This is a genomic window from Amycolatopsis sp. cg9, from assembly GCF_041346945.1.
Classification (GTDB): domain Bacteria; phylum Actinomycetota; class Actinomycetes; order Mycobacteriales; family Pseudonocardiaceae; genus Amycolatopsis.
The window spans coordinates 6162081-6177139 of record NZ_CP166850.1 but is presented as its reverse complement, the minus strand read 5'-3'; the positions used below and the strand labels follow the sequence as shown (position 1 = coordinate 6177139).

Below are 15059 nucleotides of genomic sequence, written 5' to 3'. Positions count from 1 at the left end.
CCGGATCGTCACGCGTCAGCCGGGCACCACCGTGCCCCGCACGTCACCGAACCCGATCCGGGTGCCGCCGGGCCCGGGCGCGGTCGCGCTGATCACCACTTCGTCGCCGTCCTCCAGGAACGCGCGGGTCTGACCGCCGGGCAGCGCCAGCGGTTCCCGCCCGCCCCAGGACAGTTCGAGGAACGAGCCGCGCTGGTCGCGCTCCGGGCCGGTCACCGTGCCCGACGCGTACAGGTCGCCCGTGCGCAGGTGCGCGCCGTTGACGGTCAGGTGCGCCAGCTGCTGCGGAGCCGTCCAGTACTGCGTGGCGAACGGCGGGCTCGACACCAGGTGGCCGTTGAGCCGGATCTCCAGGGCGAGGTCCAGGCCCCAGTTCCCGCCGGTCCGCAGGTACTCGAACGGCTCCGGGTCCTGCGGCGGGCCCGCGACGCGCGCGTGCTCCAGCGCCGCCAGCGAGACGATCCACGGAGACACCGACGTCGCGAACGACTTGCCGAGGAACGGGCCCAGCGGCTGCATTTCCCACGCCTGGATGTCGCGGGCCGACCAGTCGTTGACCAGGCAGACGCCGAACACGTGGTCCGCGAAGTCCGCTGTGGACACTCCGGTGCCCGGCGTGGACGGCACGCCGACGACGAAGCCCACCTCCGCCTCGATGTCCAGCAACTGCGACGGCCCGAACGAAGGAACTTCGGCGTTGCGCGGCTTGCGCTGCCCGTGCGGACGGACGACCGGCGTACCGGACGCCACGACGGTGCCCGCCCGGCCGTGGTAGGCGATCGGCACGTGCTTCCAGTTCGGCGGCAGCTCGGTGGCGTCCGGCCGGAAGATCTTCCCGGCGTTGAGCGCGTGGTGCTCGCTGGAGTAGAAGTCGACGTAGTCGGCGACCTCGAACGCCAGGTGGGTGGTCACCTCGTTCAGCGGCACCAGGTGGGGGCGCAGCCGGTCGGCGTACCGGGATTCGGTCAGCCACTCCCGGACGCTCTCGCGGACCTCCCGCCACGTGCCCGGCCCGGCGGCCAGCAGCGGGTTGAGCACCCCGGCGGTGAGCAGCGGGGCGAACGCCGCCGCGGTCTCGGCGGCCGCGGCGGTCAGATCGAGGACCTGGTCGCCGACGGGCACGCCGATCCGGCGCTCGGGCGCGCCGGCGACCGAGAACACGCCGTGGGGCAGGTTGTCCAGGCCGAACGGCGTGTCTTCGGGGAGTTCGAGCCAGGTCACGAGCGCTCCCCCGCCCGGGCGGCCACCCAGTCGGCCACCACCGTCGCCAGCACCGGGAGGGGCAGGGTTCCGCTGCCCAGCACCGTGTCGTGGAACTCCCGGATGTCGAAGCGGTCGCCCAGTGCCCGCTCCGCTTCGGCACGCAGGCGCTCGATCTCCAGGCGGCCCACCATGTAGCTGAGGGCCTGGCCGGGGTGGCCGGCGTAGCGGTCGATCTCCGCTTCGATCTCGATCGGGGCCATCGGGGTGTTGTCCCGCAGGAAGTCCACCGCGCGCTGCCGGCTCCAGCCCAGTGCGTGCAGGCCCGTGTCCACCACGAGCCGGGCCGCCCGCATCGAATCCTGGGTCAGGAGGCCGAACCGCGAGACGTCGTCGGAGTACAGGCCCATCTCGTCGGCCAGCCGCTCGGCGTAGAGGCCCCAGCCTTCGACGTAGGCGTTGAACATGCAGATCCGGCGCAGCAGCGGCACTCCCGTCAGCTGCTGCGCGAGCGTCAGCTGGAAGTGGTGCCCCGGCACCGCTTCGTGGAACGCGACCGACTCGCTCAGCGTCCGCTGCCGCTGCTCCGCCTCGTTCGTGTTGGCGTAGTACGTACCCGGCCGCGAGCCGTCCAGCGACGGGTCGATGTAGTACGCGATCGAGCCGCTTTCGGCCTCGGCCGGCGGCACCGGCGCGACCTCGCAGCTCTGCTCGGGAACGCGCAGGAACCATTGCGGCGCCACGGCTTCCGCCCGGGCGATCGTCTGGCGGGCCGCTTCCAGCAGTTCCTCGCCGTCCCGCCAGCGCAACGCCGGGTCGGTGCGGATCCGCTCGAAGATCGCGGCGAGCTCGGTGGTGCCGAACACCTTCTCGCCCAGCTCGCGGTACTCCCCCGCCAGCTTCTCGATGATCGCCAGCCCGGTGTCGTGCAGCTCCTGGGCCGTGCGCTCGGTCGTCGTCTCCGCGCGGATCAGCGCCGCGTACCGCTCCGGGCCGCCCGGCAGGTCGCCGAGACCCGGGGACGTCTCCGGCCGCGCGACCGGCACGACCTCGCCGGCCAGGAAGTCGCGGTAGCGCGCGTACGCGGGCCGCACCACCTCGGCCAGCAGCCGGTCGCGCTCCGCCTCGAGCCCGTGGACCGGGACCTTCAGCGGGTCTTCGTCCGGGGCGCCGAGGTAGCGCTCGACGTACCCGATGCCGATGCGCGCCAGGAACTCCGGCGGTGTCAGGCCCTCGGCGAGCGCCGCCCGCTGCCGCTCGATCAGCTGGTCCAGGTACGGGCCGATGGCCTCGAGCCGGCTCAGGTAGCCGCGGGCCTTGGGCTCGTCGTCGAGCACCGTCTGCGGCAGCTCGACCAGCAGCATGAGCGCCGGGGCGGCCAGGCCGTCGCTCACCGCGATGTCCGCCCGGCCGGAGTCGAGCAGGTCGATCTCGGTGCGCGCCTGCCAGATCACCACGTCGCGGGTGACGCGCTCGGCCGGGGCCAGCGCCGCCGTGTCGAGCGCTTCGGCCCGCGCGATGAGCCCGGCCAGCCCGGCGCGGTACCGCTCGGCGGCCTCGGCGGTCTGGTCGGCGAGCTTGTCGTGCGTGCCCGGCAGGCCGTAGAGCGACGGGATCAGCGGCTGCGCCTCGAACATCAGCGCCACGCACTCGTCGGCCAGCCGGTCGGGCGTGTCGCCGTGCCCGGCCACCCAGTCGGCGACGACGCCGGCCAGCACCGGCAGCGGGAGCGTCCCGCTGCCCAGCGCGACGTCGTGGAACTCGCGGATGTCGAACCGCTCGCCCAGCGCCTGCTCGGCGTCGGCCCGCAGCCGCTGGATCTCCAGGCGCCCCACCATGTACCCGAGCGCCTGGCCCGGGTTGGCGGCGTACCGGTCGATCTCCGCCTCGATCTCCAGCTGAGCCATCGGCGTGTGCTCGACGAGGTAGTCGACCGCCTGCTGCCGGCTCCACCCCAGCGCGTGCAGCCCGGTGTCGACCACCAGGCGGCCGGCGCGCATCGAGTCCTGGGTCAGCATGCCCAGCCGCGAGACGTCGTCGGAGTACAGCCCCATCTCGTCGGCCAGCCGCTCGGCGTACAGGCCCCAGCCCTCGGCGTAGGCGTTCACGTGCGCGATTCGGCGCAGCAGCGGCAGGCCGGTGAGGCCCTGCGCGAGGCACTGCTGGAAGTGGTGCCCCGGCACGGCCTCGTGGAACGCCACGGCCTCGCTGGTGAACCGCGGCCGCTTCTCGGCCTCGTGGGTGTTCGCGTAGTAGGTGCCCGGGCGCGTCCCGTCGAGCGAGGGCTGGAGGTAGTACGCGATCGTGCCGCTCGCCGCCTCCGCTTCGGGTACCGCCGCGACCACGCACTTTTGCGCCGGGACCCGCGAGAACCATTGCGGGGCCACGGCTTCCGCGCGCGTGATGGCGGCGCGGGCCCCGGCCAGCAGCTCCTCGCCGTCGCGCCAGCGCAGCGCCGGGTCGGTGCGGATCCGGTCGAAGATCTCGGCGAGCACGGTCGTGCCGAAGATCTTCGCGCCCAGCTCGCGGTACTCCTCCCCCAGCTTTCCGATCAGCGCCAGCCCGGTTTCGTGCAGGTCCTGCGCGGTGCGGTCGGTGGTCGTTTCGGCGCGGATCAGCGCCGCGTACCGCTCCGGGCCGCCCGGCAGGTCGCCGATGCCCGGCGACGTCTCCGGCCGCGCGACCGGCGCGACCTCGCCGGCCAGGAACGCGCGGTACCGCGCGTACGCCGGGTGGACGACCTCCGCGAGCAGCCGGTCGCGCTCGGCCTCGAAGCCCTCGAGCGCGTACGGCGGTGTCACCCGCAACGGGTCGCCCTCCGGCGCGGCGAGGTAGCGGTCGACGTAGCCGATGCCGATGCGCACCAGGAACTCCGGCGGCACGAGCCCCTCGGCCACCGCGGCGCGCTGCCGGGTGATCAGGGCGTCGAGGTAGGCGCCGACGCCGGCGAGCCGGCTCAGGTAGCCGCGGACCTTCGGCTCGTCGTCCAGCACCGTCTGCGGCAGGTAGAGCAGCAGCTGCAGCGCGGGCGCGCCGAGACCGTCGCTGACCGCGATGTCGGCGCGGCGCGAGTCGATCTCGTCGATTTCCATGCGTGCCTGGGACAGCACGACCTCGCGGGTGACCCGCTCGGCGGCCGGCAGGCCCGCGGGGTCGAGCGCCTCGGCCCGCGCGGCGATCGCCGCGTAGCCGGCCCGGAAGCGGTCTTCCGCGGCCGGGTCGGGCAGCTTGCCGTGGTCGCCGGGCAGCCCGAACACCGACGGGTACAGCGGCTGCCGCTCGAAGTTGAGCGCCACCAGGTCGTCGGCGAGCCGCCCGGGTGTGTCGTCCTGGGCCGCCACCCAGTCGGTGACCACCTTGGCCAGCGCGGACAGCGGCAGCATGCCGTGGCCGAGCACGACCTCGTGGAAGCCGCGGATGTCGAACCGCTCCCCCAGCGCCGCTTCGGCGTCCGCCCGCAGCCGCTGGATCTCCAGGCGCCCCACCATGTACCCGAGCGCTTGAGCGGGCCAGGCGACGTACCGGTCGATCTCGGCCTCGATCTCCAGCCGCGCCATCGGCGTGTGCTCGACCAGGAAGTCGATCGCCTGCTGCCGGCTCCACCCCAGCGCGTGCAGCCCGGTGTCGACGACCAACCGGCCCGCCCGCATCGAGTCCTGCGTCAGCATGCCGAACCGCGAGACGTCGTCGGAGTACAAGCCCATCTCGTCGGCCAGGCGCTCGGCGTACAGGCCCCAGCCCTCGGCGTAGGCGTTGAACATGCCGATCCGGCGCAGCAGCGGCAGGTCGCTCAGCTCCTGGGCCAGGCTGAGCTGGAAGTGGTGCCCCGGCACGGCTTCGTGGAAGGCGATGGCTTCACTGGTGAACCGCGGCCGCTTGTCCGCTTCGTGGGTGTTCGCGTAGTAGGTGCCCGGCCGCGTGCCGTCGAGCGCCGGCGGGAGGTAGTAGGCGATCGTGCCGCTCGCCGCGTCCGCCTCCGGGACCGGCGCGACCTCGCACTTTTCCGCTGGGAGGTGCGAGAACCACCGCGGGGCCACGGCTTCGGCCCGGGCGATCGCGTCCCGCGCCGCGGACAGCAGCTCGTCACCGTCGCGCCAGCGCAGGGCCGGGTCGGTGCGCAGCCGCTCGAAGATTTCGGCGAGTTCGGTGGTGCCGAAGACCTTCTCCCCGAGTTCGCGGTACTCCGCCCCGAGCTTTTCGATCAGCGCCAGCCCGGTCTCGTGCAGCTCCCGCGCGGTGCGCTCGGTCGTCGTCTCCGCGCGGATCAGCGCGGCGTACCGCTCCGCACCGCCCGGGACGTGGCTGATCCCGGGCGCGGTGTCGGGGCGCCCGACCGGCTCGACCTCCGCGCGCAGGAAGTCGCGATAGCGCGTGTACGCCGGGTGGACGACCTCGGCGAGCAGCCGGTCGCGTTCGGCTTCGAAGCCCTCGACGGCCGCCGTCGTGCCCACCTTCAGCGGATCCCGGTCCGGTGCGGCGAGGTAGCGGTCGATGTACTCGGCGCCGACGCGGGCGAGGTACGCCGGCGGCACGAGCCCGTCGGCGAGGCTCTCGCGCTGCCGTTCGGTCAGCGTCGCCAGGAACGTCTCGATCGCGGCGAGCCGGGCGAGGTAGCCGCGCGCCTTCTTCTCGTCGTCCAGCTTGTAGTACGGCAGGTACATCAGCAGCTCGAGCGCGGGAGCGGTGAGCCCGTCGCTGACCGCGATGTCGGCCGTGCGCGCGCCCAGCCTGTCGGCCTCCACCTCGGCGGCGGCGATGACGACCTCACGCGTGACGGCTTCTTCCGGCGACAGGTCATCGCCCGGCAGGGCCCGCGCACGGGCCGCGAGATCGGTGTAGGAGGCCCGGTAGCGCTCCTTCGCGGCCCGGGTCTGGTCGGCGAGCCGGTCGTGGCCGCCGGGCAGGCCGAGCACCGACGGGGTCAGCGGCTCCTGCTCGAACGTCAGCTCGACGAGCTCGCGCGCCAGGCCGTCGACGGTGTCGCCGTGCCCGGCCACCCACTCGTCGACGACGGAGGCCAGCACCGACAGCGGCAACGGGCCACCGGCCAGGACGAGGTCGTGGAACGCGCGGACGTCGAACCGCGAGCCGAGCCGCTCCTGGGCGCGAGCGCGGTTCCGCTGGATCTCCAGCCGCCCCACCATGTACGACAGCGCCTGGCCTGGCCACGCGATGTAGCGGTCGACCTCGGACTCGATCTCGGGGCGCGCCTCCGGCGTGTGTTCCAGCAGGTAGTCGATGGCCTGCTGCCGGCTCCAGCCCAGCGCGTGGAGCCCGGTGTCGACGACCAGCCGGCCCGCCCGCAGCGAGTCGCCGGCCAGCATGCCGAGCCGGGCGATGTCGTCGGAGTAGAGCCCCATCTCCTCGGCCAGGCGCTCGCTGTAGAGCCCCCAGCCCTCGATGTAGGCGGTGAAGCCGCCGATGCGGCGCAGCAGCGGCAGCTCGGTGAGCCCCTGCGCGATGCTGAGCTGGAAGTGGTGCCCCGGCACGGCTTCGTGGAACGCGGTCGTCTCGGCCATGTGCCGGAGCCGCTCGGTGGCCTGGTGGGTGTTGGCGAAGTAGATGCCGGGCCGCGAGCCGTCGGCGGCCGGGCGCAGGTAGTACGCCGCGGGCGCGCCGGGCGCGACCTCCGGAGGGACCGCTTCGACCGTGCACTGCTGCTCGGGGAGCCTGCCGAACCAGTTCGGCGCCTCGGCGGCCGCCCGGGCGACGGCCGTGCGAGCGGTCTCCAGCAGGTCGTCGGCGCTGCCCCAGCGCAGCGCCGGGTCGGTGCGCAGGCGCTCGAAGATCCCGGCGAGGTCGTCGGTGCCGAACACCCGCTGCCCCAGCTCGCGGTACTCGGCGGCGAGCGAGTCGATGACGTCGAGCCCGATCCGGTGCAGTTCCGCCGGGGTGTGCTCGGTCGTCGTGTGCATCCGCGCCAAGCGCGCGTACGTCTCGCCGCCGCCCGGCAGCCACGACAGGCCGGGCCGGTCCTCGGGCCGCCCGTGCGGCTTCACCTCGGTGAGCAGGAACTCGCGGTACTCGGCGAAGGCCGGGCGGACGACGTCGGCGAGCAGCTCGTCCCGCCGCCGCTCGAAGTCTTCGTCCGGCGCCGGCTGGCGGCGCAGCGGGTCGGTGGCCGGGTCGGCGAGGTAGCGGTCGAGGTGGGCGACCGCGGCGTCGACCAGGTGGGCGACCGGGACCAGGCCGTCGGCGATGCCCTCGGCGTGCCGCCGGGCGGACTGGCGGAGGAACCCCGGGACGGCGGCGAGCCGCCCGAGCTGCGCCTCCGCGGCCTCGCCCGCGGTCACGGTCGTCATCGGCAGGGCCATCAGCAGGCCGGCCGCGGGGCCGATGGAGAGGTCGGTGACGGTGAACTCGGCCATCCGGCTGTCGGCCGACGCGATGCGGTTCTCCGCCGTGGAGATCAGCACCTCGCGGGTGACCCGGTCGTCGGCCGAGAGGCCGTCGGCGGCGATCGCGCGGGCGCGCTCCAGGAACTCCGCCAGCCGCGCCCGGAACGCGCGCTCGGCCTCGGCGGACTGGTCCGGCAGACCGGGTTCCGCCGGGCGGATGCCCAGCAGCGCGGGCGTCAGCGGATCGGCGGCGAACAGCGCTTCGACGAACTCGTCGGCGAGTTCGGTGACCGCGGTCATGGGCAGGACCCCCAGCTTCGTTCGGTGTCTCGTCCGCGACCCTAACGGAGATCACCGACAGAAACGGCGCGCATTTCGCCGGGGGCGGACAGCCTTCGGCACGGCCGGACGGGCGAAGCGGTAGCGTTCCGGGAGTGGCCGTGACCGATCCCGTGGATACCCGCCTGCTCGCCGCGCTCGCCGAACTCGGCAAGGCAGCGGTGCACGAGCTCGCGGCCAAGGTCGGCATGGATCCGCGTGAAGTCGCCTACCGGCTGGTCGCCCTTTCCGGCAGCGGGCTCCCCCTGCTCGTCGGCGTCGAAAGCGACCCGCAGGGGTTGCGCGCGGCCATCGCGGGCGCGCCGCCGTCGTGGGCGAACCGGCCGCCGCCGCAGTACCCGGCGCCGCCGTCGCAGCCGGTGCCGCAGCAGCCGCCGCCGGTCCAGGGCGTGCCTTCGGGGCCTTACAACGTGCAAGGCGCGCCGTCCGGTCCGTACAACGTCCAGGGCGCGCCTTCGGGGCCCTACAACGTCCAAGGCGCGCCTTCGGGGCCCTACAACGTCCAGGGCACGCCGTCCGGGCGGTACCCGGGCCCGCCGCCGCGCCCGCCGCAGCCGCCGCGCCCGTTCGCGCCGCCGCCGGTGCCGCTCGACCCCGCTGTGAGCACGTGGGGCCTCCCGCAGACGGCGTCGTGGGCCCGCGGCGACGAACCGGTCAAGCCGGCCGGCACGGGCAAGCGCGGCCGGTCCGGCGAGGTCATGGAGACCCAGGGCCTGGAGGGCGAGCAGCTGTCGGTGCAGCTCCTGGAGGTCCAGGACCCGGCGGACTACCTGTTCAGCGCGGCCGGCTACCGCCTGGAGGACGGCGAGCGCGCGGTGGTCGTGCACACCGAGATCACCAACCGCGGGTCGATCCCGTTCGCGTCGCTGCCGGACAACTACCTCGAGCTGCTCACCGCCGACGGGACGGCGATCGGCAAGGCGCCGGTCTCGCTGACCTCGCGGCCCCCGCACAAGATCGGCGTCAAGCCGGGCGAAACCCTCGGCGGGCACACGGTGTACGTCCTGCCGGACGCGACGCGGGTGGTGTCGGTCCGGTGGAGCCCGCGGCCGGAGCCGGACGAGCGCACGCTGACCTGGTCGATCGAGGACTAGTAGCTTTCGTCCTGCAGGATCTTCAGCGCCTTCGCCAGGTCGTCCGGGTACTCGGACTCGAACTCGACCCAGCGGCCGTCCGCCGGGTGGGCGAAGGCCAGGGTTTTCGCGTGCAGCCACTGGCGGCTCAGGCCGAGGTGGCGGGCCAGGACCGGGTCCGCGCCGTACGTCAGGTCGCCGACGCAGGGGTGGCGCAGGGCCGAGAAGTGGACGCGGATCTGGTGCGTGCGCCCGGTTTCGAGCTTGATGTGGGCCAGCGACGCCGCCCGGAAGGCCTCGACCACTTCGTAGTGCGTCACGCTCGGGCGGCCGCCCTGGACGACCGCGAACTTGTAGTCGTGGCGGGGGTGGCGGTCGATCGGGGCGTCGATCGTGCCGCGCGTCGGGTCCGGGTGGCCCTGGACGATCGCGTGGTAGCCCTTGTCGACCGTGCGCTCCTTGAACGCCCGCTTCAGCACCGTGTACGCGTGCTCGCTCTTGGCCACCACCATCACGCCCGTGGTGCCCGCGTCGAGCCGGTGCACGACGCCCTGGCGCTCGGCCGCGCCCGAGGTCGCGATGCGCAGGCCGGCCGCGGCGAGGCCGCCGACGACCGTCGGGCCGGTCCAGCCCGGGCTCGGGTGGACCGCGACGCCGACCGGCTTCGAGAGCACCACGATGTCGTCGTCGTCGTGGAGGATCCGCATGCCTTCGACCGGCTCCGCCACGACCTCGACGGGGTTCGCCGGCTCCGGCAGCGTGATCTCCAGGAGGCCGCCACCGGACAGCCGGTCGGACTTGCCGGCGGGACGGCCGTCGAGCAGCACGTCGCCGGCTTCGGCCAGCTCGGCGACGACCGTGCGGGACAGGCCGAGCAGCTTGGCGAGGCCGGCGTCGACCCGCATCCCGTCGAGCCCGTCGGGCACCGGGAGCATCCGCGAGCTCACGCCTGCTCCTCCTGGGTCTTCTCGATCTTCTTCTTGTCCTTGGTCGAGGTGCCGTCGTAGTCCTTGCCCAGCAGGGACAGCAGCACGATGAGCGCGCCGCCGACGCAGATCGCCGAGTCCGCGATGTTGAAGATCGCGAAGCCCTTGCCGTTGGGGGCGAACGCCGAGATGAAGTCGACGACGTGGCCCTGCAGCCCGCCGGGCGCGCGGAAGATGCGGTCGGTGAGGTTGCCGGTGGCGCCGGCGAGCACCAGCCCGAGGCCGATCGCCCAGCCGATCGAGCGCAGCCGCCGCGACAGCCAGATGATCGCGATCACGACGGCGAGCGCGACCAGCGCCAGCACCCACGTCATGCCGGTGGCCATCGAGAACGCGGCACCGGGGTTGCGGATCACCTGCAGGTAGATGAGGCCGCCGAGGATCTTGACCGGCTCCTTGCCCTCCAGGTTGGCGGTGACCAGGTTCTTCGTCACCAGGTCGATCGCCCAGAACACGACGGCGATCGCGAACACCCAGCCGACCCGCCGCTTCGGCAGCAGCGGTTTCGCCGGGACCTCGGGGTTCTCCGGGGCGTCGGCCGCCTGGTCGGGCACCGCCTCTTCGGGCGCGGCGGTGTCGGGTTCGGGACGGCTGGGCTCGGTGCTCACCGCTCCATTGTCCACGGCGCTGGTCACGCGGTGTCGCGGCGGTGCCGCAGGAGCGCGGTGAAGGCGGCGGCGAGCAGGACGGCCGCCGCCAGCAGCACGCCTGCGAGATCCGCCGAGAGGACGACGGCCACGAGCGCGAACAGGGCCGCGGTGACCAGGACGAAGACACTGCGCTCGTACGCCGCGAGCACCAGCAGGCCGAGAGTGGCCAGCAGCGGGCCGCGCAGCCCGTCCCCGAGCCGGAACTGCCAGGACCCGACCAGGTCGAGCAGCGGGACGGCGAGCAGCGCCCCGAGCGCGCCGAGGACGAACCACCCGGTGCGGGCCGGCCGCAGCGCGAGGGCGTACCAGACGGCCGTGCCGGCCACCACGACGAGCAGGGCGACCAGCCAGACCGGCCCAGCGGGCAGCCCCGCGCCCGGCAGGTAGTAGGCGTCCTGGGTGAAGAACTGCGCCGCCGGGTAGCCCGTGCCGCCGACACCACCGGTGCCGAGCGGGTGTCCCGGCGGTCCGGACACGAGGTTCACGGAGTCGCCCTCGGCCGGGCTCCGGCGCGACAGCAGCTGCACGGCCGCCGCCCCGATCTGCGCGAACCCCAGCAACGCCAGCGGAAACCAGAAACGCGGCCCTCTCCCCATCGGGCCAGGCTAGCGCTCAGCAGAACGGCGGGAGCTCCCGCGGGTCGCCGACCGGGGCCCAGCGGCCGTCCACCTTCGCGTACTCCCAGTCCGCTCCGCGCGCGACGATCCGGCGCAGTGCCAGCAGCACGCGGTCGACGTGCTCTTCGGTGCTGCCCAGGCCGAGGCTGACGCGGATCGCCTGCTGCCCCTCGCCACCGGCGACGGCGATCAGGCGCTTGGCCGCGATGTGGGCGCAGAAGGCGCCGTCGCGCACGCCGATGCCGTATTCGGCGGAAAGCACCGCCGCGAGCCAGCCGGGGTCGAACCCGGCGACGGTGAAGCTGACCGTGCCGACGCGGTCGACCGGCGCGTCGAACAGCCGCAGCTCGGCGCAGCCCGGGATGCTCTCGAGTCCCTTGCGCAGCCGGGCGAGCAGGGCCTGCTCGTGCGCGGCGACGGCGTCCCAGTCGCGGGAGAGGGTCTCGCACGCGACGCCGAGCGCGTACACGCCGACGGTGTTGGGCGAACCGGCTTCGTGGCGCTCCGGCCCGTCGTTCCAGACGACGGCGTCCCCGGTGACGAGCTTGGTCGCGCCGCCGCCGGCGAGGTACGGGCGCGCGGCGCGCAGCCAGTCGGCGCGGCCGATCAGCGCGCCCGCGCCGAAGGGCGCGTACAGCTTGTGGCCGGAGATGGCGACGTAGTCGACGTCGAGGTCCCGGATCGAGATCCGGCGGTGCGGCGCGAGCTGCGCGCCGTCGAGGGCGATGCGGGCGCCGTGCTTCCGCGCCACGGCGGCGATCTCGGCCACCGGGAGCAGCTCACCGGTCACGTTGGACGCCCCGGTGACGACCACGAGCCGGGGCCCCTGCGGGGAATCCGCGAGCGCTTCGTCCACAGCGGACACCGCTGCGAGGCGCGTGCGCGGGGTCGGGATCCGCCGGACGTTCGGGCCCTGCCACGGCAGCAGCGCGGCGTGGTGCTCGGTGTCGAAGACGACGACGCTCGTGTTCCGCGGCAGGCTGCGCGCGAGCAGGTTGAAGGAGTCGGTGGTGTTGCGGGTGAAGACGACGGTGTCGGTCCGGCGGGCGTCGACGAACCGGCGCAGGACGTCGCGGGTGCGCTCGTAGAGCTTGGTGGAGACCTGGGAGGCGAAGCCGGCGCCGCGGTGGACGCTGGCGTACCAGGGCAGGAACTCGTCGACCTTGGCGCGGACGGCGTCGAGGCAGGGGGCGCTCGCCGCGTGGTCGAGGTTGGCGTAGCCGATGGTCTCGCCGGTGACGAGCGGGACCCGCAGCGACGCGCCGGCGGCGGTGGGGATGCCTTGCGGGGCACCGGTTTCGACGGGCGTGGCGGGGTGGACGGTGACGCTGGTGCGGTCGATGGCGAGAGTCATCGGGTGCCTCCTCGGCGGTCCGGGGGACCCCGGCGAGGGGCCCGCGCTTGCCCGTCGCGGGACGCGACCGGCCCGGTCTTCACCCGGGGCACCCCACCGCGGTAGGAGGGTTGCCGGCCAGCAAGCCGGGGCTTGACGCTGGCACTCATGACCTGGCACAGAAGGTAACCGAGAACGCTCCGGGTGGCCAACCCCCGCCTCACATTCTGAGACGCCGCTCACAAACTCAGGGCTTCGCGCGGAACCGCCCCGGCAGTTCGGTGACCGCGTCGTCCGCGACGTGGGTCGCGGTGCCCTCGTACTGCTCGGCACCCGCCGTGAACCGCCAGCCGCCCAACGACTTGCCGTCGACCGGCTCGCCGTACGCCGTGGCGAGGGTGGTCGAGACCGCGCCGAAGGCGACGCCGTCCCAGTTCGCCGCCGGGGCGTCCGGGAGGGTCCAGAGCGTGAAGTGCACGTGGGCGCCCGTGCTGGTGCCGCCGCACGGCAGCGCGTTGCCGGTCGAACCGAGCACCGCGCCCGCCTCGACGTGCTCACCGTCGGTGACCGCGATACCTTCCATGTGGTAGTAGCCGGTGCGCCAGCCACCCGCGTGGTCGATGGTCACCCAGTCGCCGCCGGCGCAGTGCTGCAGGTGGACGGTGCCGGCGAGCGGCGCGCGCACGGTGCGGTCGGCGGGGCTGAAGTCGATGGCGTTCTTCACGCCGGTGCTGCCGTCGTCGGAGTGGATGCCGGCGGAGTAGACCTGCTGGCCCGCCTTGAACGGCAGCGCGAGCGCCGGGAACGGGGCCGCTTCGGCGGTCGCGGCCGGCGCGCCGAGCAGGCCGAGTGCCGTGGTGATCGTGGCAGCCGCGGCCGCCCAGCGCAGTTTCGTCACCCTGTGTACTCCTTTGGCGTGAACACTCACCCATTCGAATGAGCGCACAGTAAGCCAAAAGGAGGACAGCAGGGAAGATCAGGTGAGGTTTTCGTGAGCCGGCCGCGTCAGCGCCCCGACTCGCCCTTCCAGCGGGCCAGGCGCCCGGCCCGGTCGACCGCGCGCAGCCGTCGCTCGGCGGCGTCGCGCACCACGGACGTCGTGACCACGAGGAGCTGGTCGTGCTCCTGCAGCCGGCTGGTCTTCTGCGGGGTGAAGCCCGCGCCGCCGCGCACGACCAGGCTGACCGTCGCGCCGACGGGCAGCCGCAGCTCGGACAGGTACACGCCGTGCAGCTTCGACCCGGGCTGGATGCGGACCTGCAGCAGCTCGGCGCCGAGCTCGTCCAGCGGTGCCGAGTCGACCTCGATCTCGTGCGCCTCGGACTTCTTCGCCAGCCCCAGCCAGCGCGCGAGCGGGCCGAGCGTCGCGCCCTGCAGCAGCGTCAGCACGATGACCAGCACGAACACCGCGTCGACCAGCCGCTGCGCGCCCGGCACCCCTTTCGACAGCGGGATCATGGCGAGCACGATCGGCACCGCGCCGCGCAGCCCGGCCCACGACAGGAAGGCCTGTTCCCGCCACGGCAACCGGAACGGCAGCATCGACAGCACGACGGAGATCGGCCGCGCCAGCAGCAGCACGACGGCGCCCGCGACCAGGCCCGCCACGATCGCGTCGAGCAGCCGGCCCGGCGAAGCGAACAGGCCGAGCAGCACGAACAGCCCGATCTGCGCCAGCCAGCCCAGCCCCTCGGCGAACGAGAGCGTGTCCGAGCGGTGCGGCAGCCGCGAATTGCCGAGCACCAGCGCGGCGACGTAGGTGGCGAGCAGCCCGGACGCGTGCAGCAGCTGCCCGGAGGAGTACGCCACGACGCACACCGCGACCGTGGCCAGCGGGTACAGACCGGTCGCCGGCAGCGCGGCGCGGCGCAGCGCGATCCCGCCGAGCCAGCCGAACGCGAGCCCGATGGCCAGGCCCGTGGCGAGCTCGTAGACCGCGAGCAGCGGCAGCGACCAGTCCACAGTGGTGCCTTCGGCCAGCACGACGACGGCGATGTACGCCGGCGCGTCGTTGATGCCCGACTCCAGTTCGAGCGCACCGGTGAGCCGTTTGCCGATCCCGGCCGCGCGGAGCACGGAGAACACCGCGGCCGCGTCGGTGGAGGCGAGCACCGCGCCCCACAGCAGCGCGATCCGCCAGTCGAGGCCCAGCAGCCAGTGCAGCGCCGCGCCGGTGACCGCGATGCTCACCACCACGGCCATTGTGGACAGTGCGATCCCGATGCCCAGCGCGGGTTTCACCGCCGACCAGCGCGTGGTCAGCCCACCTTCGGTGAGGATCATGACCAGCGCGGCGAGGCCGAGCGACTGGGTCAGTTCGGGGTTGTCGAACCGGATGCCGAAGCCGGCTTCGCCCAGCAGCACCCCGATCGCGAGGTAGAGCAGCAGCGAGGGCAGGCCGAGCCGGATCGAGACCCGCACGGCGAGCACGGAGGCGAGCAGCACGACGCCGCCGACGCCGAGCAGCACGGGAAGCTGGTCCATGCCGCCTCCCTCCCGAGTGCCGTAGGGCCCTCAGAATAG

Annotated in this window: 9 protein-coding genes and 1 riboswitch; of the genes, 1 reads left to right on the top strand and 8 read right to left on the bottom strand. The window is 73.6% G+C overall.

Annotated elements, in window-relative coordinates; translation table 11 throughout:
- Positions 1–15: 15 nt before the first annotated feature.
- Complete coding sequence (gene fahA / locus AB5J73_RS28705; protein ID WP_370961776.1) at positions 16–1221, bottom strand: fumarylacetoacetase; 1206 nt, start codon at positions 1219–1221, stop codon at positions 16–18.
- Entirely contained in the window at positions 1218–7838 is a 6621-nt protein-coding gene (locus AB5J73_RS28700) for a DUF885 family protein (protein ID WP_370961775.1), read from the bottom strand. Before AB5J73_RS28700 ends, fahA begins: the two co-directional genes overlap by 4 nt.
- 134 nt (positions 7839–7972) lie before the next feature.
- Between AB5J73_RS28700 and AB5J73_RS28695 the strand changes: the two genes are divergently transcribed.
- Positions 7973–8971: an AsnC family transcriptional regulator gene (locus AB5J73_RS28695; RefSeq protein ID WP_370961774.1), complete on the top strand. Its 999-nt coding sequence runs from the start codon at positions 7973–7975 to the stop codon at positions 8969–8971.
- On the opposite strand, the gene AB5J73_RS28690 is transcribed toward AB5J73_RS28695, so the two are convergent.
- From AB5J73_RS28690 to AB5J73_RS28665, 6 genes are all read right to left on the bottom strand, one after another.
- Positions 8968–9897 carry an RluA family pseudouridine synthase gene (locus AB5J73_RS28690; protein ID WP_370961773.1) on the bottom strand — a complete coding sequence of 310 codons (930 nt, stop codon included), beginning with the start codon at positions 9895–9897 and terminating at the stop codon, positions 8968–8970. The genes AB5J73_RS28695 and AB5J73_RS28690 overlap by 4 nt on opposite strands.
- Positions 9894–10544 (bottom strand): signal peptidase II, encoded by a 651-nt coding sequence (lspA, locus tag AB5J73_RS28685; protein ID WP_370961772.1) that lies wholly within the window; start codon positions 10542–10544, stop codon positions 9894–9896. The genes AB5J73_RS28690 and lspA overlap by 4 nt, the downstream gene beginning before the upstream one ends.
- Positions 10545–10567: 23 nt before the next feature.
- Positions 10568–11182, bottom strand: a complete 615-nt coding sequence (locus tag AB5J73_RS28680; protein WP_370961771.1) for a hypothetical protein — start codon at positions 11180–11182, stop codon at positions 10568–10570.
- A 16-nt stretch (positions 11183–11198) separates the two neighbouring features.
- Positions 11199–12557, bottom strand: a complete 1359-nt coding sequence (locus AB5J73_RS28675; RefSeq protein ID WP_370961770.1) for an aminotransferase class V-fold PLP-dependent enzyme — start codon at positions 12555–12557, stop codon at positions 11199–11201.
- A gap of 38 nt (positions 12558–12595) precedes the next feature.
- A riboswitch (SAM riboswitch) is annotated at positions 12596–12710 on the bottom strand.
- A 73-nt stretch (positions 12711–12783) separates the two neighbouring features.
- Positions 12784–13434 (bottom strand): M23 family metallopeptidase, encoded by a 651-nt coding sequence (locus AB5J73_RS28670; protein WP_370961769.1) that lies wholly within the window; start codon positions 13432–13434, stop codon positions 12784–12786.
- Between the two features lie 107 nt (positions 13435–13541).
- Positions 13542–15020, bottom strand: coding sequence for a potassium/proton antiporter (locus AB5J73_RS28665; RefSeq protein WP_370961768.1), 1479 nt, complete (start codon positions 15018–15020; stop codon positions 13542–13544).
- Positions 15021–15059: the final 39 nt, after the last annotated feature.

Excerpts from the sequence above, each read along its gene's own strand:
- AB5J73_RS28700 (WP_370961775.1), bottom strand. The coding sequence starts at position 7,838 with ATGACCGCGGTCACCGAACTCGCCGACGAGTTCGTCGAAGCGCTGTTC.
- AB5J73_RS28665 (WP_370961768.1), bottom strand. The coding sequence starts at position 15,020 with ATGGACCAGCTTCCCGTGCTGCTCGGCGTCGGCGGCGTCGTGCTGCTC.
- AB5J73_RS28675 (WP_370961770.1), bottom strand. The coding sequence starts at position 12,557 with ATGACTCTCGCCATCGACCGCACCAGCGTCACCGTCCACCCCGCCACG.
- AB5J73_RS28680 (WP_370961771.1), bottom strand. The coding sequence starts at position 11,182 with ATGGGGAGAGGGCCGCGTTTCTGGTTTCCGCTGGCGTTGCTGGGGTTC.